Genomic DNA, 21,506 nt, shown 5'->3' with positions numbered 1-21,506 from the left:
CGCAATCCCCTCAAATCTCGCTTAGGGCATTGAATCATGCCAACACGGTCAGGTGAAGAGCCTTTTTCCGCGACCTGCTAAAGCGTGCGGTAATCCAAGACATCCTGTTCGACCCGCCGAGCATTGCGTTTTTTCGCTCTGCCGCATCCCGCTGAAAGGCTAGGTGGCGGGCACGTCTGCCTTCACCATGTCCAAAAGCCCCGTGAATTCGGGATTAGCCCGACAAAGCAAGGCATCCGTACGCGAACCGATGGCGCGGTCATAACTGTCCGATGTCAGACAGTAGAATTGACCGGTCTGGACGGCTGTCATTACTTGGTCGGCGACCGCTTCGGGCGTCAGGGCATTGCGGAATAGGTCATCGGCCAAGGATTGAAGCTCCGGCGTTTCTTCTGCGATACCAGCGGGGGGCATGAGGTTGTCCGGCCTATTGCGTTCGGACTGATAGATTTTCGTGTTGACGACACCAGGGCAGAGCAGCGTCACGCCGATTGGTAGATTTTTCTCTTTCAACGATGCATACAGCGCTTCGGTCACACGGACTGCGCCGTGCTTGCTGGTGCTGTATACCGCAGATCCCGCTCCGCTCACCAGGCCGGCCACCGATGCAGTCGTCACGAAATGGCCCGGAGTGGCCTGCTCAATCATGCGTGGAATGAATGCACGAATGGTATGAACCAGCCCCATGAGGTTCACGCCGAGAGCCCATTCCCAGTCTTCAAGCGGATAATCCCATACAGGGCGGTAGCGTCCGGATGGTACGACGCCAGCATTGGCGCAGACCAAGTCGACCGCTCCGAGCGACGACCACGAGAAATCGGCCAGGGCCAAAAGCGCATCCTGTCGAGAGACGTCGGCTTGAACCGGAAGGGCTATGCCGCCGCCTGCCTCGATCGCCGCCGCGACCTTCTCGGCGGCATCCCGGTTCACATCTGCGATGACAAGGCGCATGCCTTCGGCAGCGAGGCGCAAGGCCATTGCTTCACCGATTCCGCTCCCGCCGCCCGTGACGACCGCCACTTTTGATTGCCACTTCATAGAAATCTCGGTAGCAGCGGAATAGACAATATACAACCGTCTAGTCGGCTATATATTATTTGATGCCGGTAGTTCTCACGCTCAGATAGATAATTGAAGGATCGCCGTAGCGCGCCCGTGGGTTCAACTGCTACCCATGGACCGATATTTGTAACCGCTCACGGAGCCTTTCATTATCCACAAATGTCTACGCGATCTTTGATGTCCATGAGGTGGCGGGCACGTGATGCTTGGCCTTGAGTCACAGCCGCCATCGCCTATGGGTGGGGCGCCGGTGTCATTTCTATCCGGCGCTGGCAGTTTCGATTTGAAGTTCGACACTTGAGGTGATGCGTGGCGTTCCATCCGGGGTGAGGTAGCCCAACATATGCGAGGCGTCCCATTGGAAAGATCGACACGGACTGGATTTTCCCTGTCCTGCAATTTGCCTGGCTAATCGGCCGGTCGCATTGCGCTGGCCCTTTGGCCTGCACGGGGGCTTCCTCGCATTTAGGGATGACCTCCAGATTCTTGCGGCGCATTTGAGCGGCAGCGGTAATGTCCTGCCTAGCGCAGGGATCTCCCGTTTGCATCAGGAGCGCGCCCGCTTCCCATAGTGTCGGCTCACCGGACAAAGATTGAAGACCTGCCGGTCCGGATCGTCTAACTTTTGCGCGAGTCAAGTGCACGCAAACAGTGAACTTGAGCGGTGATGCCGCTGGGCTGGCCGTCCTTTCGGTGTACCCAAACAACTTTCGGTGCGCTGCAATCCACGGAATCGCAGTCGTGGGGATCCTCGGCGATTCGGCACATATCGTGGTGGGTGAGAGCTAGGCCTGTTCATGTGGGACGGGCGCGATCGGATAAATCAATGATCGCGTGATCAGCGGAAACGCCTAGGTGCGGTTTTCATCGCGAGCGGGCTCAGCAACTTCCGCAAGACGATCGGCACGATGGCCTGATTTCACAGCCGAATGGGAAAGCGCGACCAGCAAAACGGAGGCGGTCGCGGTCCGGCAACCTGAGTGGCATAACTTGCCTGGACGACGATCGGTGAGGTACGCGAGCAGACCGTCGTTCGTTAACCAGCCACACATCCCTTGTACGCAACTCGAACCGGAAGACCCATCATGCCCATATCCGCGTCATATACCGATCGAACGTCGGGGAAAGAGACGATTTTTTGAGCTCACTGCGAGCAGATCCGGGCGATGGGAAGACGCGAATCCCTCAAAATCACCGACGATGCTTCGACCCGAACCTGCGTTGAGACCATTGTGGCGCGCGAGGGCCGGATCGACGTTCTGATGAACAACGCGGGCTATGGCTCCTACGGGCCTGTCGAGGACGTGCCCTCGAAGAGGCGCGGCCAGTTCGAAGTGAATATCTTTGGCCATGCGCGTGTGATCCACTGGTGCTGCGCGAAGGTGCGCGAGAACCGCTACGGCAAGGTCGTCAACATCACCTCGGTCGGCGAAAGGTCTAAGTCCCCTTTGGCGCCCGGTACGACGCCGCCAAACATGCGCTGGAGGGCTGGCCGGACGCGCTGCGGATCGAATCGGCGCCCTTCGACATTGACGTTGTGATTGTCGAGCCGGGTGGGATACGAACGCCGTGGGGCCGAATGCCGTCGATCGTCTTCGCGAGAGCTCGGGCTCTGGCGCGTACGCTGAGGCCGCGACCAAGGCCGCTGATGGCATGGCGAAGGCCTGCACCGGCCAGCAACTTTCGGATCCTTCAGTCATTGCGCAAACCGTCGTCAGGGCAGTGACCGCCGACAAGCCCCAAACTCGCTACGCCGCAGGCTATATGGCCAAGCCTATTCTTTTCCTGCGTTTGCCGCTGCCAGACCGCCTGTTCGATAGAATGATCGCGTCGGGATGAGCATCACCTCGACGACAAGCGGGTCTTGCATAAACTGGGATGCAAGGATCTGAGCATTCGAGGGCGAACCGAAGGTGACCCCGGTGAAACCCGCCGAGAAACCGCCAACCGTGGCGAAGAAACCAGGGGTAGCACCAGCGAAGGCGGCACCAGCGCCGCCCGAAAAATCCGGTCCTGACGCAATGGTTGGCGTCCGACGCCATCAATGCTTGGGCGAAGCTGCGACCGCCGATCAGCGGTCGATCTGCGTCCGTACCTCTTCGTTACGAAGGACAGGAAGGATTACCTCGCGGCCGCCCCGGCGCTGGGTCCGCTCGCCGCGGTCGTCGAACGGCTAATGGGACGTCGCATAGCGGTCTTGGGGATGGATGCCGAGCTGCGCGCGTTGGCGAAACCGGAAGCGTCGCTGGTGTCCGATTTTGTCCGACGTCGGATGCTCGCCGCAGGCGATTTCGTGCGCCCGCCCGCCGGAATCGATGGGGTTACGATCCTGGTTCGCACGCAACCGCATCTGCAGTCCGCGCTCATCGATATCCTGGGCATGCTGCCTGAAACCAGTGGGTCGTGGATCGTCACGGGCTGGACCAAGGTGTTGACCGAGGAGAGCGAGAAGCGCCGCTTCCAGAACCTGATCGAGCGATGGAGCAAGATCAGCGATAACCCGGCGCTTCAAGCGACCGCGACGGCTGCTCGACGGACGGGGGTCAAAGGCTGATAGGCGGCTCGTCATCCTTCGATGGACCGACGAACGATCGGCCACTCGTACCGACCTTCATCGATGATTCCGACCATGGAGACGCGGACGGGCACGACGATGGCGCCGACCAAGTGCGCGAGAAGGAAGCTGGCAACATCATCTACGCACTGGGCTAAGGCGCAATGGAAGACCACTTCACGATCATCGAAATGTACCATGATCAGTCAGCGATCGAAGCGCATCGTATTTCGGACCATTTCAGGGCGCTATTCCCACGCATCCTCGATTTGCTGGTCGAGCCGCCCATGATTGAATATGTGAATGTCTCGAACGGTGGCTTGTCCGCCGCATTCGGCTAAAGACATGAACTCTTCAAACTTGGCGGGTCTACAGTCGCTATCGCTGACATTGCGTCGCTCAGCCGCGCGCATGCCACACAAGACGGCTTTGATCTTTGAAGAACAGCAGTGGACTTTCGCGGAGTTCGATGCGCTGGTCGACGAATTGGCGCAGGGCCTTCTTGACCGCAGCGTTTCGAAGGGCGATCGCGTCGCCATTCTGGCGCGCAACAGCAATGCCTTTCTCGCCATTCGCTATGCAGTGGCACGGATCGCGGCGGTATTCGTGCCTATAAATGTGATGCTGGGCGAGGAAGATGTGGCTTACATCCTCGATCATTCCGGCGCATCCATTTCCATCATGCCCGTGGCGGTGATCGAGGAATTGATCGAGCGGATGCCGCACCTGCGCTTGTGGAACACCTATGGGCAGACCGAAATGTCGCCGTTAGCGACGGTGCTTCAGCCACAGGAGCACGTGGGGCGCCTCGGCTCGGCGGGACGGGCTGCGCTCCACGTCCAGACGCGCATTGTGGACGAGGGCATGAACGTCGTGATGCCCGGCGAAATCGGCGAGATCGTCCATCGCTCCCCCCACCTTCTCAGTGGGTATTGGCGACAGGAAGAAGCAAGTGCGCAGGCTTTTACCGGCGGCTGGTTTCATACCGGCGATCTCGGGACCATGGATGCCGAAGGGTTTCTCACAGTGGTCGATCGCAAGAAAGACATGATCAAGTCAGGCGGTGAGAATATTTCCTCTCGCGAAGTCGAGGAGACGATCTACGCGCATGGAAAGGTTGCGGAAGCGGCCGTCGTCGGACTGCCGCACCCGGTTTGGATCGAGGCAGTAACGGCCTTTATCGTCCTGAAGGATGGCGTCACCGCAACGCAGGCAGACATTCTACTGCACTGCAAAGACCGCCTCTCGGGCTTCAAGCTCCCAAAGGCGGTCATCTTCGTGCCGTCACTTCCCAAAAATGCAAGTGGCAAGATTGTGAAGCGAGATATCCGCGACCAATATACTGCCTCGAAGTAAGCAGACATTGGTTGAAAAGCGATAGCCGGAATGATGCGCGCCGGCAACGACCATGCTGCCTGATCCGGGTAACTTGTTCTCGACATGATCCGCACCGATCACACCGCACGAGCACTAGCGCCAGTGCATCCAACGGCTCCGATTCGAATACCCATAGCCCAGCGCCCGACGGCCGCAGGTCGTACATGTAAGACTTTGTGCTCTGGCCACTTTGGAGCGCGAAACTGCCGAAGCTGCCTTCACAATATTGACGCTGAAGGGCCTGTAACCTCCATGCCCGGCGCGGTGTTCAGGATCAACGGGAGCGAAAGTGATGCGGCTTCAGTCTTTTCCTGGATGACCAATACTTTGCCCGCATATTCAGATGGCTTGATGTTCTATGCCATTGCTCCTTCCGGCAGCTTTGGTCGGGAACGTCACGGCAACTGACACCTTCGCCGTTGATCTCAGCTCGAAATGCATTGGCGTAAAGCCTGAGCCCCATAGCCACCGCCAGTAGACACGTGTCGCGTCGCCTGAATATGCTTGCACCCTTCATGCTTTGGGTCGAAGCACGATGCCCATGGTCTGCCCCAGCAAGTCTCGCACTTAGGCGTAAAGCTGCTATTCGTCCCGACATGAGCGAGAAAGCACCGGTTTTATCTTCCCCAACCCCTTTTGGTGCCAAGATGCGCCTTAGTGAAGATATGAGCCCGCGAAAGATCCAGATCCTTGAGATCGCAGCGCAGCTTTTTGCGCGCAAAGGCTACCGGGGAACGTCAATGCGCGACATTGGGGAAAAAGCCGGCTTGCTCGGCGGCTCCCTATATCACCATATAAAGTCAAAAGATGCCCTGTTCGTCGAATTGCACAACTTCGCGCTCAATGTTGCGTCGGAAAAGATATCAGCGGCAATTGTCAGCGTTAGGGATCCTTGGCTTAAGCTAGAGGCGGCGTGCGTGGCATTGCTGACGATCCAAGTCGACGCAGATTCCCTCACATTTCCCCTGATGAACGATTTTCGAGAGGTTCCTCCTCAAGTCCGCCAGCAATTAGTCGCAAGCCGCGACAGATTCGAGGAGCTTTTCCGAACCCTTGTTAAGGCCTTGCCGCTTCCCGAGGACATCGACCGCTCGATCTACCGAAACTTGTTGCTCTCTCAGTTGAACACCGTTGCGCATTGGTATCGCCCGGGGCGCCTCACCATCGAGCAGTTGGCTCATCAGGTCGTCCGGATTTTCCAGCACTCAGATATCTAGTCTTTAACGTCCGTGCCTTCTGCCAAAAGTTCCCTGTTTGCTATCGTAACAATCGTTTGGTACAGCAGGTCTCTTCCAACAGGCGAGTGAGCAGGTCCCCTATGGAACTCTATGACCCACCGATTGCAGACTACCATTTCCTCTTGGCAGACGTGCTGGATTTCGATGCCCAGATGGCCGAGCTGAAGAAGGAAATAGATACGGATCTTGCATGCGCCGTGCTGAAGGAGGCAGGCAAGTTCTGTGCGCAAACCTTGCAGCCCTGGAATCGCAGCGGAGACGAAGAGGGGAGCAATCTTGTCGATGGCCAGGTAATAACGCCCCCTGGTTTCAAGGAAAGCTACCGCGAATTCACGGCTGGTGGCTGGACCTCTCTTTCTGCCAGTCCCGAATATGGCGGGCAGGGGCTACCCTTCATCCTTCAGCTCTGGCTCGATGAAATGCTTTCAGCCAGCAACATCTCCTTTCAGCTCGTCCCCGGCCTGTCGCGAGGCGCGGCCGAGGCAATAACGACGCACGCCAGCGATGCGCTGAAGGCCATTTATTTGCCCCGCCTGGTGAGTGGCGAATGGACCGGTGCGATGGCGCTGACCGAAAGCGGTGCGGGGACGGACCTGGCGCTCTTGAACACCAAGGCAACGCCAAAGGGTGATGGCAGCTACATGGTTTCCGGTCAGAAGATCTTCATCTCGACGGGCGATCATGATTTTGGTGGAAACGTTATCCATCTGGTACTGGCACGCCTGCCGGATGCACCCGAAGGGGTCAAAGGCATCAGCCTTTTTCTGGTGCCCAAGTTTCTCGTCAATGACGATGGCACCTTGGGCCAGCGCAATAGCATGTCTGTTGGCTCGCTCGAAGAGAAGATGGGCATCCATGCGCAGCCGACATGTGTCATGAACTATGACAACGCTACTGGCTGGCTAGTGGGCGAGCCCAATCGTGGTCTGATGGCGATGTTCACCATGATGAACGCTGAACGGCTGATGGTCGGCATACAGGGGTTGGGCATAGCGGGTGCCGCTTATGGGCAGGCGGTCGGCTATGCGCGGGAGCGGCTGCAGGGTCGCAGCGCTGACGGCACACGCAGTCCGGTAGCGATCATCGAGCATGCCGACGTGCGCCGCATGCTGCTCAACGTCCGCAGCTTCGTGGAGGCCGGGCGCGCGCTCGCTGGCTGGGTGGCCTTGCAAATGGATCGCGCGCACCATCATCCCGACGTCGACGAGAGGGCCAGAGCCGATGGGCTGGTGGCGTTGCTCACTCCGGTGGTCAAGGCAGGCTTCACCGATTTCGGCTTCGAAAGTGCCGTGCAAGCCCAGCAGGTCTTTGGCGGGCATGGCTATATCCGCGAGTGGGGAATGGAGCAGTATGTACGCGACGTACGCATCGCTCAAATTTACGAAGGGACCAACGGCGTTCAGGCCATGGATCTGGTCGGCCGCAAACTATCGCTGGCGGGCGGTGCAGTGGTGGAGGATTTTTTCTCGATGGTGGAAGCAGAGCTTGTGGCGGCTGGAAGCGGACAGGATGCGGCGGGGGTTTCGGCTAAAAGCCTCGAAGCGCTGGCGCTGCTTCGAGCCGCAACAGCGGGCCTTAAAAACGCTGATGTAGATATGCTGGGCGCAGCAGCTGTTGACTATCTGCGCCTGTTTGCGCTGGTGACCTTTGGGTGGATGTGGGCGCGGATGGCCTCGGCGGCAAGCGGGCAAAGTACTCCTTTCCACCTCGCGAAACAGGATGTCGCGCGCTTTTTCGCCAACAGGGTTTTGCCGCAGGTGCACGGCCTTGCCCGACAGATCGAAGCCGGTGCTGAACCCGTAATGGCTCTCGATGTCGGGGCTTTCTGAGCAAGAAAAATAGGGATTATTGACGCAAGGTGGTTCGACGACAATCGAGCACTATCCCGTAGGTATCAGCCGCGATGACATTCTGGCCCAGGCCTACCTGATCGGCATGTGCCTCACCAGCGTGCATGCCGCATGCCGCATGTTTTGGTCAATCCGATGCTCACACTTCTTCGTTGGCCGGAAACCGCGGCAGCATCAGGAAGAACAGTGCGGAGACAATCAACATGGCTGCGGCCGCCACGAGCGCTGGCGTGTAGCTGCCGAAGTATTCGACGGTGGCACCGTATAGGAGCGGCGACGCTGCTGTTCCTCCCAGGAACACGGCGTAGAAGCTGCCGAAGACACGACCAAAATGCGGCTTCGGATAATACCGGCCCGCAAAATACCCGACGAGGTCCGCCTCCGCACCGTAAGCGAGGCCAACGCCGATCGCGCCTGCAACTGCCCAGGAAATCCCACCCCATGCGAGAAGACCAAGCCCAAGACTGCTGGCGATCATGATGACAGCCGCTACGCGCGGAGCGAAATAATGGTCCACGAGAAGCCCGGTAGAGAGACGTGAGGCGATCTGCGCCGCGCCGATCAGGCTGACCATCCAGGCAGCATCCTGCGCCGTGAGCCCGCCTCTTGTGAGCATCGGCGCGAAGTGAATCAGCAGGCCTGGACAGGCCACAGATATAGTGGCGATAGCCAAAGCAAGGGGAAGGAAGGCCGGCGAACGGAAAAGCTGGAGATAGCTGAAACTCGAACCGCGCTGGCTTGCCCGTTCGGTAACGCGCGGTCGCCGACCGATCAACAACATGATAGGGAGAACGGAAATCAGGACTGCAATTCCGAGGCTCGAATATCCCGCGCGCCAGCCATGCGCTCCGATCACGGCCTGCAACAAAGGAGGGACCAAGGTGCTGAACAGCGCGGCCCCGGTGATCGTGATCGCGAACGCGGCGCCCTTGCTCGCATCGAACTCACGATTGATGATGCGCAGATATGCCGGCGACGAGCATCCGGCTCCCAGCAGGGCCATCCCCCCCATGGCCGCCCAGTATGCAGGCAAGGTGTCGACTTGGCTCAACGCACCGAAGGCGGCAGCCTGCACAATTAGGCCCAACAGGATGAAGCCGCGCTCGCCGTAGCGATCGAACGCTTGGCCCATGACCGGAGCCGACAGCGCCATCACCAGCACCAGGAGCGTAGGGCCCATGGAGAGATCCGCCAGGCTCCAGCCCCGATCATGATTGAGCGCATTCATGAAAAGGCCAGCCGTGTAGAACGGCAGCGAATTCACGCCGAATGCGACTCCGAGGATTGCGCCACACAGCGTTCTCCTCCCACGCACAAGCTCTTGCGCCCGACTTGCGAATGACGAATCAACCACCCAAGCATCTCTCCACGTCTCGCCGCGACCCTTATCGGCAACCAACATTTACTTGCTTAAGGCACGTCCAGGCGGGATTGGGCCTTCCCCTGTTAGCTTGAAGTGGAAGTCGACTATTCGCCGACGATGGCCACCGCCCGCGTCCAACCGGCCGACGCGCGCTCGATCTTGACCGGGAAGCAGATAACCTTGAACCCGAACGGTGGGAGCAGTTCGAGGTTATGCAGCTTCTCCATCTGATAATAGGGTCGAATCCTGCCCGCCTTGTGCCCCTCCCAAATAAGGGACGGATCGGCCGTTTCCGAATAACGCCGCGCGGTATGGGAAAATGGGGCGTCCCATGACCAGGCGTCGGTTCCGACTACCTGGATTCCCAGTTCCGTCAGAAAAAGAGTGGCCTCGCCGCCTATCCCACAGCCACTATCAACGTAATTTTCGCCGCCATACGCAGCTGAAGCCGCGGTATTGATCAGAACGACGTCCAAAGGGCGTAGACTGTAGTTGATACGGGTAAGTTCATCCTTGATATCCTTAGCCGTCGCGACATACCCATCCTGAAAATGTCGGAAGTCAAACTTGACGCCCGGTCGAAAGAATAGATCCAGCGGAGCTTCATCGATGGTGGGAGCAGGAGTTCGACCATCATCCGTGGTAGAGTGATAATGCCACGGAGCATCCATATGCGTTCCGCTATGCGTGCTCAACGTAAGCGTCTCAGAGGCCCAGCCCTCTCCGTCGGGCAAGTCACCAGTAGTCAGGCCTGGGAAGAAGGGCAGCATCTGTGCTGCACCTTCCTGATGGGCAGAATATTGGATTGTCGGTTTGATGATTGGAGGGTCGGTAATTATCCGATTTGAAATGGGTATCGAAAGGTCTATCAGACGTGACTGTTCCATGATCGTCCCATCGCGTAAAGCGCGTTTGAGCGGTTGATCTCGTAAGTTGCAGCGAAATTGTGGAAAGGTCTGTCCCCTGTTCTAAGGACACAGTGCGAAAACTTTAAATCGCGTTCGCCACCGTTTTCTGGCCGGGACGCATCGTTATCGGCTTTGCTTCCGCCAATTGCGCTCTGAGTATGCAGGATGCTTTTTCACCGCCCGGCTCCCTCAAAGCCATCAGCCGACGATCAGCAATGGCGTTTCGACCAGCCCGCGAAACGCCGCCATGAACGTAGCGGCGACCGCGCCGTCGATGGCGCGATGGTCGAAGCTGGCGGTTGCGGCCATGACCGTCGCCAGGCCTAGTTGTCCCTCTACCTTCCAAGGCTGCTCCATTCCCGCGCCGACCCCCAAGATCAGCGCCTGGGGCGGGTTGATCACCGGGAACATCTCTTCGATCTCGTACATGCCGAGGTTTGAGAGTGAGGCGGTGCCGCCCAGATACTCTTCCGGTGCGAGCTTGCCCTCGCGCGCCTTTGCCGTGAGCGTCTTGCTCGCCTGGGCGATCGCCGAGAGCGATAACGCGCTCGCATCGCGAATGATCGGTGTGATCAGGCCACCTTCGATCGCCACCGCCATGGCGATGTCGGCCCGTCCGAAACGGTATAGTTCGTCGCCGCCGAACTGGACATTGGCATCGGGCACTTGAATCAGCGACAGCGCCATTGCCTTGATCAGCATGTCGTTGACGCTGAGCTTGATACCGCGGCAAGCAAGGCTGGCGTTCAGCTCGCCGCGCAGCTTGAGCAGAGGATCGAGATTGCAGCGCACCGTCAGATAGAAATGCGGCACCGTCTGCTTGGACTCGGTCAGCCGCCGCGCGATGATCTTGCGCATCGAGGAGAGCTTAACCGTCTCCACCGGCACGCCCGCGGGCGGAGGGGCGAAGGCTGCGGCAGGCGCTTCAGCCGTTTGCCGCGCAGCTACCGCCGGCTCGGCGATCGGTTTGAGGCCGAGATCAGCGCGGACGATGCGGCCATTTGGCCCCGTGCCCCTGATCGCGTCAAGGTCGATCCCCTTTGCTTCCGCGATCCGGAGGGCTAACGGGCTCACCTTGACCTTGTCGGCCGGCGAGGACCGTTGTCGAGCGAGCACCGGTTCTGAGACAGGCACGGGCTCGGCGGCTTCCACCGGCCCGGCCACCGCCGTCACCGCCTCTTCCAGTACCGGCTCGGGATGGCGCTCTGGGACAGCCTCGCCCTCTTCGGCGATGAGCGCAATCACCGTGCCGACCGCGACGTCTTCGGTGCCGGCCGTCAAGACGAGGCTGGCGATGCGGCCCTCATCAATTGCCTCGACCTCCATCGTCGCCTTATCGGTTTCGATTTCGGCGAGCGGGTCGCCCGGCTTCACCCGATCGCCCACCCCCACTAGCCATTTTGCGAGCGTGCCTTTTTCCATAGTCGGCGAGAGCGCCGGCATCTTCAACTCGATGGCCATGTCAGTTCCCCAGGAAAAGTTCGGCGGCGGCCTCGACGATGGCGTCGGCGTCCAGCCGGTAGGTGTGGTACAGATCGGGCAGGTTGCCGGTCTGCCCGAAGCGGTCGATGCCGAGCGGGCTGACGCGCATGCCGCGCACTCCACCCAACCAGGACAGCGCCGAAGGCGAGCCGTCGAGCACCGTCACGAGTCCGGCGCCCGGCGCCAAGCTCGACAGCAGCCGGTCCGCGTGGCAATACTCGGCCGGTCTACCGGACCAGAGTGCCGCCCGCCTTGCCGACCAGCCGCGGTGCAGCAGATCGGGCGACGTGACGTTGAGCAGGCCGATGCCGGGGATGTCCCCGGCCAGCTGCTCCCAGGCAGCCAGCGCCTCGGGCGCGATTACGCCCGTGAATGCGATCGCCGCCTCGGTGCCCTCGGCAGGCTTTCGAAGCCAATAGCCACCCTGCAGCGCATCGGCTTCCCAGGCGTCGTCCTCGCGCGCGACCTGCTCGATCGAACGGGTCGAGAGGCGCAGGTACACCGAGCTGCCGTCGGGCCGCTGCATATGTTCGAACGCCCAAGCCATCATCGCTGTCAGTTCGTCGGCATAGGCCGGCTCGAAATAGGTCAGGTTGGGCTGGCCCATGCCGATCAACGGCGTGTTGATCGACTGGTGTGCGCCGCCCTCCGGTGCCAGGGTTAAGCCCGAGGGTGTGCCAACCAGCAGGAAGCGCGCGTCCTGATAGCAGCCATAGTTGAGCGCATCGAGGCCGCGGGCGATGAATGGATCATAGACCGTACCCACCGGTAGCAGCCGCGTCCCGAAATGGGGCGCAGCAAGACCAAGCGACGTCAGCAGGGTGAAGAAATTGCTCTCGGCAATTCCCAGTTCGATGTGCTGACCGGCAGCATGCTGCGACCATTTCTGTGCGGAGGGAATTTTTGCCTTATGGAAGACGTCCGCGAGTTCCTGCCGACGGAACAAGCCGCGTTGATTCACGAAGGCACCGAGGTTTGTGGTCTGGGTGACGTCGGGCGCCGTGGTGACGATGCGGTCGGCCAGTGGCTCGGTGGACTTGGCGAGATCGAGCAGAATCCGGCCGAAGGCGGCCTGGGTCGACTGTTCCGCGCCCTGCGGCACCGGCAGCCGCGCTGGCACCGGCACGGTTGCCGGTGCGGACCGCTTAAGCTTGCGCGCGACCGGGCTCGCTTCGACGAAGGCCTTCAACTGGGCCGTGGCATTGTCGCCCAGGCCACCCCACGGGTCCCACTCTGTGCCCTCGGAGATGCCCAAGCCGGCGCGGAATTGCTCCATCTGGCCCACATTCATCATGCCCGAATGATTGTCCTTGTGGCCAGCAAGCGGCAGGCCGTAGCCCTTAACCGTGTAGGCGATGAACAGGGTTGGCACGTCATCATTTGCAGTGTCGAAGGCGTCGACCAGCGTCTCAATGCAATGGCCGCCGAGGTTGGTCATGAGCGCCGCCAGCGCTTCGTCGTCATAGCTATCGATCAGCGCCTTGACGTTGGGCTTGTCACCGATGTCTGCCGTCAGCCGCGCCCTCCATGCCGCCCCGCCCTGATAGGTCAGCACCGCGAAGTCGACGTTGGGGCAGCTGTCGATCCACTGCTCGATAGTCTTCCCGCCCGGCCGCTTGAATGCCTCACGCTGCAGCTTGCCATATTTGAGCGTGACGACGCGCCAGCCGCAGGTTTCGAAGATATCGTCAAAGCGGCGAAACATGCGGTCGGCGGTGGTGTGGTCGAGGCTTTGACGGTTGTAGTCGACGATCCACCAGCAGTTGCGCAGGTCGTGCTTATAGCCTTCGATCAGGCACTCGTAGATGTTGCCCTCGTCAAGCTCGGCGTCGCCCATCAGCGCAATCATCCGGCCTGCGTCCTCTTCACGCACCTGTCCGTGCGCGATCAGGTAATCCTGCACGAGGCTGCTGAACGCGGTGACGGCGACGCCTAGACCCACTGAACCAGTTGAGAAATCGACCGGTATCTGGTCTTTCGTGCGGCTAGGATAGCTCTGAACGCCGCCCAGACCGCGAAACCGCTGCATCTGGTCAAGCGATTGTTCGCCCAACAAATAGTGGATCGCGTGCAGCACCGGACCGGCATGCGGCTTCACCGCAACCTTGTCCTGCGGCCGAAGCGCATGGAAGTACAGCGCCGACATGATTGCGGTCATCGATGCGCAACTCGCCTGATGGCCGCCGACCTTCAGCCCGTCAGTTTTAGGCCTGATATGGTTGGCATTGTGCACCATCCATGACGAGAGCCAGCGCAGCCGGGTATCAAGTTGCTCAAGCGAGTTGATCAATGCCCGCCGATCGGTGGAAAGAGTAATAGCCATTGAGATTCCTGACGTGATAATGGCTTGGGTTCAGCCTAAGAATTCTTGCACCAGGTGATGTACTCCATGTAGGACATGGTCAGTTGAAAATCTGATATTTTCCGGCTCATATCCAAAAAATTTTAGAGTTTTTACTTAAAAGCCAACAAAGGTGCGATCATTTGATTAACATTACTTATTCCAAGTCGGGAATAGGCGCGTCTGCGATAAGTTATGATCGTTGATCTACCTATGCCAAGTATCAGGCTTATTCCCTCGGCCGTATATCCCGCCAATGTGAAGCCACAGACGAGACGCTCTCGTTTGGTGAGATTGGGATAGTGGAGCGCCAGTCGCTCGGAGATCCGCTCGGCCATGCGTTCATAGTCGTGCGTCGCCTCATTCGCTTGTTCAGCATCTACTTTTGAGGGGATCATGAGCTTGGCTACTTTCGTGGCGGTACAAACGGCAGCAAGATCGATGACGGAGAGTCGGCTCCGGTGAGGATCGTCGTCTCGCCACCAAAGACATCAGCTGGGCGGTCAGTCGGATCGTCGTGCGTCATTACGGAAACCCCGCGCAACGGCACACCATAGACCTGCGGCCATGGTTCGGGCAGATCGTGTTGATAATCGGCGCCAGAAATGGTCACAGCAAGTCGATAGCCTGCCGGGATGACCACACTGGTTGGCCATATCTCTATATCGAGTTCGTACTCGGCTCCGGGTTGCAACGGCTCGGCACGGTCATGCGTGTGGTAGGGTCGATAAGGGAGCGTCCTCTCCAGGTCGAGCCTACGATGTGACGCGCGCAGCCACCCTAGAGACACAGGGCAGTTCGGATCGGTTGCGCCGTTGAAGAGCACTTCCGAGCCGTCGGGATCGTACAGCCTGACCGCCACGAATATGTCGGCATCGGTTGTCGACGACGACGCGAACAGCTTGGCAGCCATAGGGCCTGTCATCTCGGTCTCCGCCTCGAACGGCTTAGACCAGAAAGTCACCTTGTCGGTCATGGCCGTGAAGTGAGCCTTGCCCGTGTCCGCCGGAACGTCGAGGGTCAGGGAGTGCGTTTCGGCATCAAGGTACCACCTCGTCCATGCCGTTCGTGCGATCGGCCATTCGCTCTCCTCGCGCTCGACGAATTTGTCGACGTGGCGAACCTGCAGCAGAACAGGCGCGCGCCTGGTCCAGCCATTGTCTTCGCCCTTCAGATAGTGATCGAAGAACTGGCGCTGGAGCGCGACGCCGTAGTCGGTGTAGAATTCCGTCCAGTGCTCGCGTCCGTGCAGTTCCAGCCACTTGTGCGAAGAGGCCGCGCCAAGAAATCCTTCGATATTCCCGCGAAGGTGCATCCCCTGACCGCCCCAGTTGCCACAGGACAGAAGAGGGACCTCGATCTCCGCGAGGATGGCCGAGCGAGCCTTTGCGTAACCGTCGTCGAACTGGGCTCCCAAAACGTTCGCATGGATATCCACGCGCCGCTGCTCCAGTTCCTCATCGCTAAGATCGATATCGCCGGCGATCCCCTCGCCGGTCATCCTGCTTTTTCGCGCCCGCGAGCCGAGCCCGTGCTGGCCATTAACCACTTGAACTGGATACCAGCGCTGCAAGAATGTCGACAGAATCCCTCCGTGACGAATGGCTTCGCGGTAGAAGTCAGATGCTCCCTCGAAAGGACAAATGGCTTTGAGATGCGGGGGTTTGCGGGCAGCCACGGTCCATTGGTTCATCGCGTAATAGGACACGCCGGCAAGGCCGATGCTGCCGTTGCTCCACCGCTGCTCCGCTGCCCATTCGATGCAATCGTAGAAATCGTTCGTCTCGTCCTCCGACCAGGGGTCCACGATCCCAGGGGATTGCCCCGCCCCCCGGGAGTCGGCGCGTACGACCACATAGTCATGCGGTACCCACTTCTCGGGATCGACGGATTCCCAGACCGCAAAATCCGTTGTGGTCCCCTCGGCGACCTCCGGATGGTCGCGCAGGAGATTTTCCCACTGGGCGGGATAACCATCCGCAAACGCCAGCCCCTTCGCGTAGGGACCATAGTTGACCAGCGCGGGATATCGGCCTTCCTTGATCGGGCGGAACACGTCCGCGCGCAATACCGTCCCGTCCCGCGCCATGATCGGCACGTTCCACTCGACGCATAGTCCGTTTCGGACCTCACTGCTCTCTTTCACTCATATTCTCCGGGGTGCGAGGCGCAGTGACTTTGCCGCTGCTCTTGCCGATGATGTTCGAAATGTGCCGCCAGGCGGCAAAGGGAGCTTCGAAGCCGGAGATCAGATATGCCCGGGCCACACGGCCTCGAAGGACTGGCGCGCCTTCGCCAGCATCTCCGCCTCGGGGAGCAGAAGAAGCGAGTCTTCGAGCGCCGTGCCCCATATGCCATCGTCCGAGAAGACCTCGAGGTCGTACCAACCTTGAAAGCCGGCTCCTTCCAACCGGGCGAGGATCGCCGGGAAGTCTGCCACGCCCTCTCCGGGAAGGGCGCGATCCATGATACAGCGTGGCACTGCGCGCCAGTCCGCCACCTGCACCGCGAGGATGTTGTCCCTGAATCTATCGATGTCGATCAGGAGTTGCTCGTTCGTCCAGAGGTTCGCGTTGCTGATATCGATCAGCATCCCGAGATTCTCCCTGTTGACCTCGCGGATCAGCTGTACCGCCTCAGCGGGCGTGTGGATGAGCGAGATGAACATGGCGTTCGCAATGGGCTCGACGGTGACGGACATGCCGTGACTTCCAGCATGGTCCGAGATCGTTCGCAGGGCGTTGACGAGGGCAGGGCGGCCATCATCCGGCAAAGATGAATCAGGCGATCCCGTGATGAGGGCAAGCGTTTTGGAACCGAACGGCGCAAGGCGGTCGATCTCCGCGCAGATCAGCTCGATCCGTTCGTCGACAGCGGAGGGGCCTTGATAGAATGGATCGCGAAGCGGACCGGCAAGTCCGGGAGTAACGAGTGCGATATCGACTCCGGATCTTCTCAGGAGATCGGCAAATTCCTCTTCACGGCCGTTGGGCACTTTGGGTCCGAAAAGGCTGAGACCGCCGTAACCCGCTTCCGCGCATGCTGCCACGTCCTCCTCAAACGATGTGTGTGGGACCATCATCTGGCAAAGCGAGAAGCGGTTTAATGGCGCTGGCATTTGGAGTCCTCTGATGTTTGGGCTGGGCAAGGGCCGCGTTGGCAGTTGGGGCGGCCGGTCGCCGTCATGTCGTGATCCGCCGGAGCCGCCGAAATTCTTCAGGCTGGTCTAAGCCATTGCTCCTCGGCCTGTGGCGGGGGTATTATGGCGTCGTAGAATTTTTGCACTTCTTCGTTGCGCAATCCCATGCCGCCCGACGCAGTCATTCCTCCGTCCACAAATAGATTGTGCCCGGTGATGTTCGACGCTTCATCCGACGCCAAGAAGACCGCAGCAGACGCGATGTCATCAGGATAGGATATCCGTCCAAGAAGCATGTGGTCATCGACCAACAATTTTCTTTCCGAAGTTCCGTCTGCACCGAAGAGGGCGACCGCATTAGGAGTGGCAACTGGTCCCGGTGACACGATGTTGACTCGTATCCCGTGCCGGCCGAGGACGTTCGCCAAGACAACTCCCATTCTGATTACGGCGCCCTTTCCCACAGCATATGAGAAGAGATGTCCGGTATTGCCCAGGAAACCCGTGCCGAGACTGCCCGACTGCGAGCCAGCAAGCACCATGGCACCGCCACCGCGGGCGATCATGAATGGGACAGCATGTTTGCTCACGAGAAACGTCATCGTGGCCGTATGTGTGAGAGTGTAACTGAAATTCTCGACGGTTTCGGATTCTAGCTCGCCCACCCTTAAGTCCATCGCGAAGTGAGCAAGGACATCAATGCCACCGTAGGTCTGCTCGGCAAACTTCATCAGCCCGTTCACCGCGGCCTCGTCCATCAGATCGACGCCCAGCGCCACCATCTCTCCGCCGGCCTTCGCGACGAGACGCGCGGTCTCCGCGACCTTTTCCTCGGCAAGATCCGCGCCGACGACCTTGGCACCCTCGGCAGCGAAGCGCAGAGCGGCAGCCCGAGCGATACCGTCGCCGCCAGTGATGACCGCTATCTTTCCTTCAAGACGTCCTGGCATGCTATAATCCTCGTAAGTTCGAAAATCGGTCAGGCCGCCGATGGGAAGTGCTGAGAGATGAAGGGAGCGGGGTCGAGCTGGTTGGAGGCATATTCGACGAGCAGATCCCGATATCCGGCATGCGCGCAGATCAGGAATTCATCCTTGGCCAGTTCCGCCAGAAAGAACCGCGCGACGTCATCCGGCTGCGCTGCAATGGCCAGGATGTCCTCTACGCCTTCCAGTCCGCTGCTTCGAAGGTTGTCGATCGTCCCCGGTGTCGCAGTAAGGCTCGGACAGAAGCAGACCGACCGAAGGCCCGAGCCCTTCAACGCGACCGCAAGCGCCTGCGAAAGGCCGAACAAGGCGTGCTTGATCGCCTTGTAGCGCAGCAACACCGCCGCGGTCGGATCTGGTAGCAGCGCGACAGTCGAAGCCGTCAGCACGATCGTGCCTGAGCCGCGGGCGCGCATTTCGGCCAGGAACTGCTCGACCACTCGAATATAGCCGAAGAAGTTGACCTCGAAGCTCCGGCGCCATTCGTTGACGTCCATGTCGTCAAGGCCGGAGAACGAGCCGGGGTAATCTATGACCGTGACCAGCAGGATGTCCGGCGAGCCGATCGTTCCCTTCGCCCACTCGCCCATCCTCGCGACGGAGGCGTCGTCGCCGATGTCGACCAGCGAGGTATGCGCAATCCCTCCGATGCTCTCTATAGCCGTCTCGGTTTCGCGAAGCGCCGCGGTGGACAGATCTGCGATCGCGATTTCCGCGCCCTGACGTGCAGCCTCAACGCCGATGGCCGCGCCGATTCCCGCACCTCCTCCGACAATAAGCATCTTTTTGCCTTCGACACTCATAAGATAGCTCCTTGGTATTTGTCATCATGGCGGCGTCCCGACGATGCAGGACGCCGTGGCTCGCTAAAACTTGAAGCCGAAGGTTGCCCCGTAGGTACGCGGATCCTCAAGGAAGCCCGTGAGCGGAAATCCGACCACCCCGGAGCTGACGTTCAGGTTCGCCACGACCAGCTTGTTGGTCACGTTCTTCACAAACAGCGATCCAGTCCACCGGTCGTCTCGGGACGCCCAGTTGAGGAAGAGGTTCACTCTCGTGTTGGCGGCTTGGCTGACATATTTGAGGTTGAACGGCGTGAAATAGACACGGTCCTTCCAGGCGACTTCCCCGCGCAATGTGAATTCGCCCACTTCTGACGGCAGCTTGTACTGCGCGCCCGCAAAGGCAGCGAAATCGGGTGACTGGGAAAGTCTGTTGCCGCGAAGGTCGAAGGCGGGAATGCCGCCGTCCACGGTGCGACCGTCGCCGAAGGGTCGAGCCGGATCCGCGCTCACATATTTGTCGAAGCGGGCATGCAGCCACGCGGCGTTCCCGTCGATCTGGAAGGCGTCGGTAAGCCGCACCTGGAATTCCGCTTCCAAGCCGTAGATCGTCGCGCTGGCGGCGTTTTCGAGCTGAAGCACGGCGCCGGTCGATCCGCCTACCACCTTGCCGACCTGCAGGTCCTTGTAGTCGTAATAGAACCCCGCAAGATTGAGCCTGAGGCGGCGGTCGAAGAGCTGCGACTTGATACCACCTTCGAATGCGCTCACAGTTTCGGGATCAACGGGAGGCGTTCCGGCGCCGAGACTATACGTGCCCGACTTGAAGCCGCGCGACCAGGAGGCGTATAGGAGCGTGTCCGGCGTCGCTTGGAAATCGACTGCTACACGCGGCGTGAACGACTTGAAGCGCTTGCTGCGGTTCAGGACCGCTTGCGGATCGGCATACTCTCCGACGTAAGGCGTGGAAATATCGAATGCCAATTCGTCGCGGTTGGTTTTTTTCTCCGTGCTGTAGCGCGCACCAACCGTTATCCGCAGATTATCGATGACCTCGTAAGTTCCCTGCCCGAAAATGGCGGCGGCGTCCGTCTTGAGACGACCCGCAGCGAGGAAGCCCGTAGTCAGTTGGTCCGGCCCGAAGAATATCGTGCGAGCCGGGTTCAAAGGGTCCGACGTGATACCAAGGTTATTTTCGCGAAAGTAGAACAGGCCAAGCAGCCACGACAGACGGTCTGACTTTCCCGACAGCTGAAGCTCCTCGCTAAACTGCTTTGCATCCTCCTCCCGGAATTGCTTTACGAGTGTTAAATTGGTCGTGTCCAAGTCGGTACGCCCAAAATTCCGGGTCGACCGGTAGGCAGTCGTTGAGCTCAACTCGAGATTGTCTGACAGGGAATAGCTGACCTTTCCCTGCAGCCCCCAAAAGGTCAGGTCATTACGCGGGTCATCCTCCGCACTGACATCGCGTAAATTGGTCGGGACGATTCCGCCTTGAGCAACGCCGTAGACGACGATTGGAACGCCGGGCGCTGAAAAGCCGCCTCCACCTGGAGAGTGGAACGCGCCGGCGCTATCGCGCTCGCGAAAATAGTCAGCTTTGATATCAACCGTCAGGCGGTCACTCGGCGTGAAAACAAGCGTGCCGCGAATAGCTCGTGTATTAAGGTCATCGACATCATTGCCGGTGAAAATGTTCCTGCCAAAACCATCACGGTTCTGTGTTTGGAAGGCGAAGCGCGCGGCGAGAACATCAGGTATGATAGCCCCGCTCACTGCCCCTTCGGTGACGATCCGCGAGTAATTGCCGGCGGTCAGGTTGAAATAGCCGGAAAAATCCTGTGTAGGCTGGCGTGTCGTTATATTGATCGAGCCGCCTGTGGCGTTCCGACCATAGAGTGTTCCTTGCGGCCCTCTCAGCACCTCCACCTGCGCGACATCATAGAAGCTCGCGAGCGCATTGACCGGACGCGAGGTAAAGACGCCGTTCACATGTAGAGCGATGCTTCCCTCAGCCGCCGCCGCCTGGTTCTCGAGTCCGATGCCGCGAAGCGTGACCTTGGCCGCTCCGAGGTTCACGCCCAGATTGAGGTTGGGAACGCTGGAAACGATCCCTTGAACGTCACTGATTCCCCGCTCGCCCAGAGTCTCGGCAGTGATCGCGGTCACTGCGATCGGAACCTTCTGTAACGACTCTGAGCGCCTCTGCGCCGTGACGACGATGTCTGCGGCCCCCGCGGAACCTTGCTCCGATTCTGGGATCACGGGAACAGTGGGCGGGCTGACGCCGGTTGGTGTCGTCTGCGAATAGGCCGGCGTATGAAGGCTCATCGCGAGCACGACCGCACCACTTATCTTCACATTCATTACTGCCTCTCCCTCACTCGGCTCGAGCATCTCCGTGCTCGGCCCTGGTTAGTCCGC

The 21,506-nt window shown here is 59.6% G+C and carries 19 protein-coding genes; 7 read left to right on the top strand and 12 right to left on the bottom strand.

The genetic code is table 11. The features are described from left to right. Positions 1-159: 159 nt before the first annotated feature. Both QHC67_RS12445 and QHC67_RS19220 read right to left on the bottom strand, forming a co-directional pair. Positions 160-1,074 carry an SDR family NAD(P)-dependent oxidoreductase gene (locus QHC67_RS12445; RefSeq protein ID WP_319294778.1) on the bottom strand — a complete coding sequence of 305 codons (915 nt, stop codon included), beginning with the start codon at positions 1,072-1,074 and terminating at the stop codon, positions 160-162. Between the two features lie 221 nt (positions 1,075-1,295). Next, the gene (locus tag QHC67_RS19220) at positions 1,296-1,706 is read right to left on the bottom strand and encodes a DUF6118 family protein (protein WP_413818537.1); all 411 of its coding nucleotides are present in this window, start codon (positions 1,704-1,706) and stop codon (positions 1,296-1,298) included. Positions 1,707-2,228: 522 nt separating this feature from the next. Between QHC67_RS19220 and QHC67_RS12440 the strand changes: the two genes are divergently transcribed. From QHC67_RS12440 to QHC67_RS12410, 7 genes are all read left to right on the top strand, one after another. Beyond that, positions 2,229-2,603, top strand: a complete 375-nt coding sequence (locus QHC67_RS12440) for an SDR family NAD(P)-dependent oxidoreductase (RefSeq protein ID WP_319294777.1) — start codon at positions 2,229-2,231, stop codon at positions 2,601-2,603. Positions 2,604-2,631: 28 nt separating this feature from the next. After that, complete coding sequence (locus tag QHC67_RS12435; protein ID WP_319294775.1) at positions 2,632-2,901, top strand: hypothetical protein; 270 nt, start codon at positions 2,632-2,634, stop codon at positions 2,899-2,901. A gap of 205 nt (positions 2,902-3,106) precedes the next feature. Further along, positions 3,107-3,616, top strand: a complete 510-nt coding sequence (locus QHC67_RS12430) for a hypothetical protein (RefSeq protein WP_319294773.1) — start codon at positions 3,107-3,109, stop codon at positions 3,614-3,616. A gap of 164 nt (positions 3,617-3,780) precedes the next feature. Beyond that, positions 3,781-3,957, top strand: a complete 177-nt coding sequence (locus QHC67_RS12425) for a putative quinol monooxygenase (protein ID WP_319294771.1) — start codon at positions 3,781-3,783, stop codon at positions 3,955-3,957. Continuing rightward, complete coding sequence (locus QHC67_RS12420) at positions 3,920-4,972, top strand: AMP-binding protein (RefSeq protein ID WP_413818535.1); 1,053 nt, start codon at positions 3,920-3,922, stop codon at positions 4,970-4,972. Before QHC67_RS12425 ends, QHC67_RS12420 begins: the two co-directional genes overlap by 38 nt. A gap of 668 nt (positions 4,973-5,640) precedes the next feature. Beyond that, complete coding sequence (locus QHC67_RS12415; protein ID WP_319294795.1) at positions 5,641-6,210, top strand: TetR/AcrR family transcriptional regulator; 570 nt, start codon at positions 5,641-5,643, stop codon at positions 6,208-6,210. Positions 6,211-6,311: 101 nt separating this feature from the next. Continuing rightward, on the top strand, positions 6,312-8,060 hold the full coding sequence (locus QHC67_RS12410) for an acyl-CoA dehydrogenase C-terminal domain-containing protein (RefSeq protein ID WP_319294793.1): 1,749 nt from the start codon (positions 6,312-6,314) through the stop codon (positions 8,058-8,060). Positions 8,061-8,220: 160 nt separating this feature from the next. Here QHC67_RS12410 and QHC67_RS12405 read toward each other — a convergent pair whose 3' ends face one another. The 10 genes from QHC67_RS12405 to QHC67_RS12365 all read right to left on the bottom strand — a co-directional run bounded on the left by QHC67_RS12405 (position 8,221) and on the right by QHC67_RS12365 (position 21,449). Next, a complete protein-coding gene (locus QHC67_RS12405; RefSeq protein WP_319294767.1) occupies positions 8,221-9,345 on the bottom strand; it encodes an MFS transporter in 1,125 nt (374 codons plus the stop codon). Positions 9,346-9,548: 203 nt separating this feature from the next. After that, positions 9,549-10,331: a cyclase family protein gene (locus tag QHC67_RS12400; protein ID WP_319294765.1), complete on the bottom strand. Its 783-nt coding sequence runs from the start codon at positions 10,329-10,331 to the stop codon at positions 9,549-9,551. 219 nt (positions 10,332-10,550) lie between these two features. After that, the gene (locus QHC67_RS12395) at positions 10,551-11,813 is read right to left on the bottom strand and encodes a dihydrolipoamide acetyltransferase family protein (protein WP_319294763.1); all 1,263 of its coding nucleotides are present in this window, start codon (positions 11,811-11,813) and stop codon (positions 10,551-10,553) included. 1 nt (position 11,814) lies between these two features. Beyond that, positions 11,815-14,157: a transketolase gene (locus tag QHC67_RS12390; protein WP_319294761.1), complete on the bottom strand. Its 2,343-nt coding sequence runs from the start codon at positions 14,155-14,157 to the stop codon at positions 11,815-11,817. A gap of 131 nt (positions 14,158-14,288) precedes the next feature. Continuing rightward, a complete protein-coding gene (locus QHC67_RS19215; protein WP_413818536.1) occupies positions 14,289-14,513 on the bottom strand; it encodes a helix-turn-helix domain-containing protein in 225 nt (74 codons plus the stop codon). A 68-nt stretch (positions 14,514-14,581) separates the two neighbouring features. Next, positions 14,582-16,264, bottom strand: coding sequence for a CocE/NonD family hydrolase (locus tag QHC67_RS12385; RefSeq protein WP_319294791.1), 1,683 nt, complete (start codon positions 16,262-16,264; stop codon positions 14,582-14,584). 159 nt (positions 16,265-16,423) lie between these two features. Then, positions 16,424-17,224 carry a sugar phosphate isomerase/epimerase family protein gene (locus QHC67_RS12380; RefSeq protein WP_319294759.1) on the bottom strand — a complete coding sequence of 267 codons (801 nt, stop codon included), beginning with the start codon at positions 17,222-17,224 and terminating at the stop codon, positions 16,424-16,426. Between the two features lie 167 nt (positions 17,225-17,391). Next, complete coding sequence (locus QHC67_RS12375; RefSeq protein WP_319294757.1) at positions 17,392-18,264, bottom strand: SDR family NAD(P)-dependent oxidoreductase; 873 nt, start codon at positions 18,262-18,264, stop codon at positions 17,392-17,394. A 29-nt stretch (positions 18,265-18,293) separates the two neighbouring features. Further along, positions 18,294-19,103 (bottom strand): SDR family oxidoreductase, encoded by an 810-nt coding sequence (locus QHC67_RS12370; protein WP_319294755.1) that lies wholly within the window; start codon positions 19,101-19,103, stop codon positions 18,294-18,296. Positions 19,104-19,166: 63 nt separating this feature from the next. Further along, on the bottom strand, positions 19,167-21,449 hold the full coding sequence (locus tag QHC67_RS12365; protein ID WP_319294753.1) for a TonB-dependent receptor: 2,283 nt from the start codon (positions 21,447-21,449) through the stop codon (positions 19,167-19,169). Positions 21,450-21,506 lie beyond the last annotated feature (57 nt).

The organism is Sphingobium sp. (assembly GCF_033795625.1).
In the GTDB taxonomy this organism is placed as follows: domain Bacteria; phylum Pseudomonadota; class Alphaproteobacteria; order Sphingomonadales; family Sphingomonadaceae; genus Sphingobium.
Note: the sequence above shows the minus strand (reverse complement) of the source record. Positions and strands in the feature narration are given on the sequence as shown.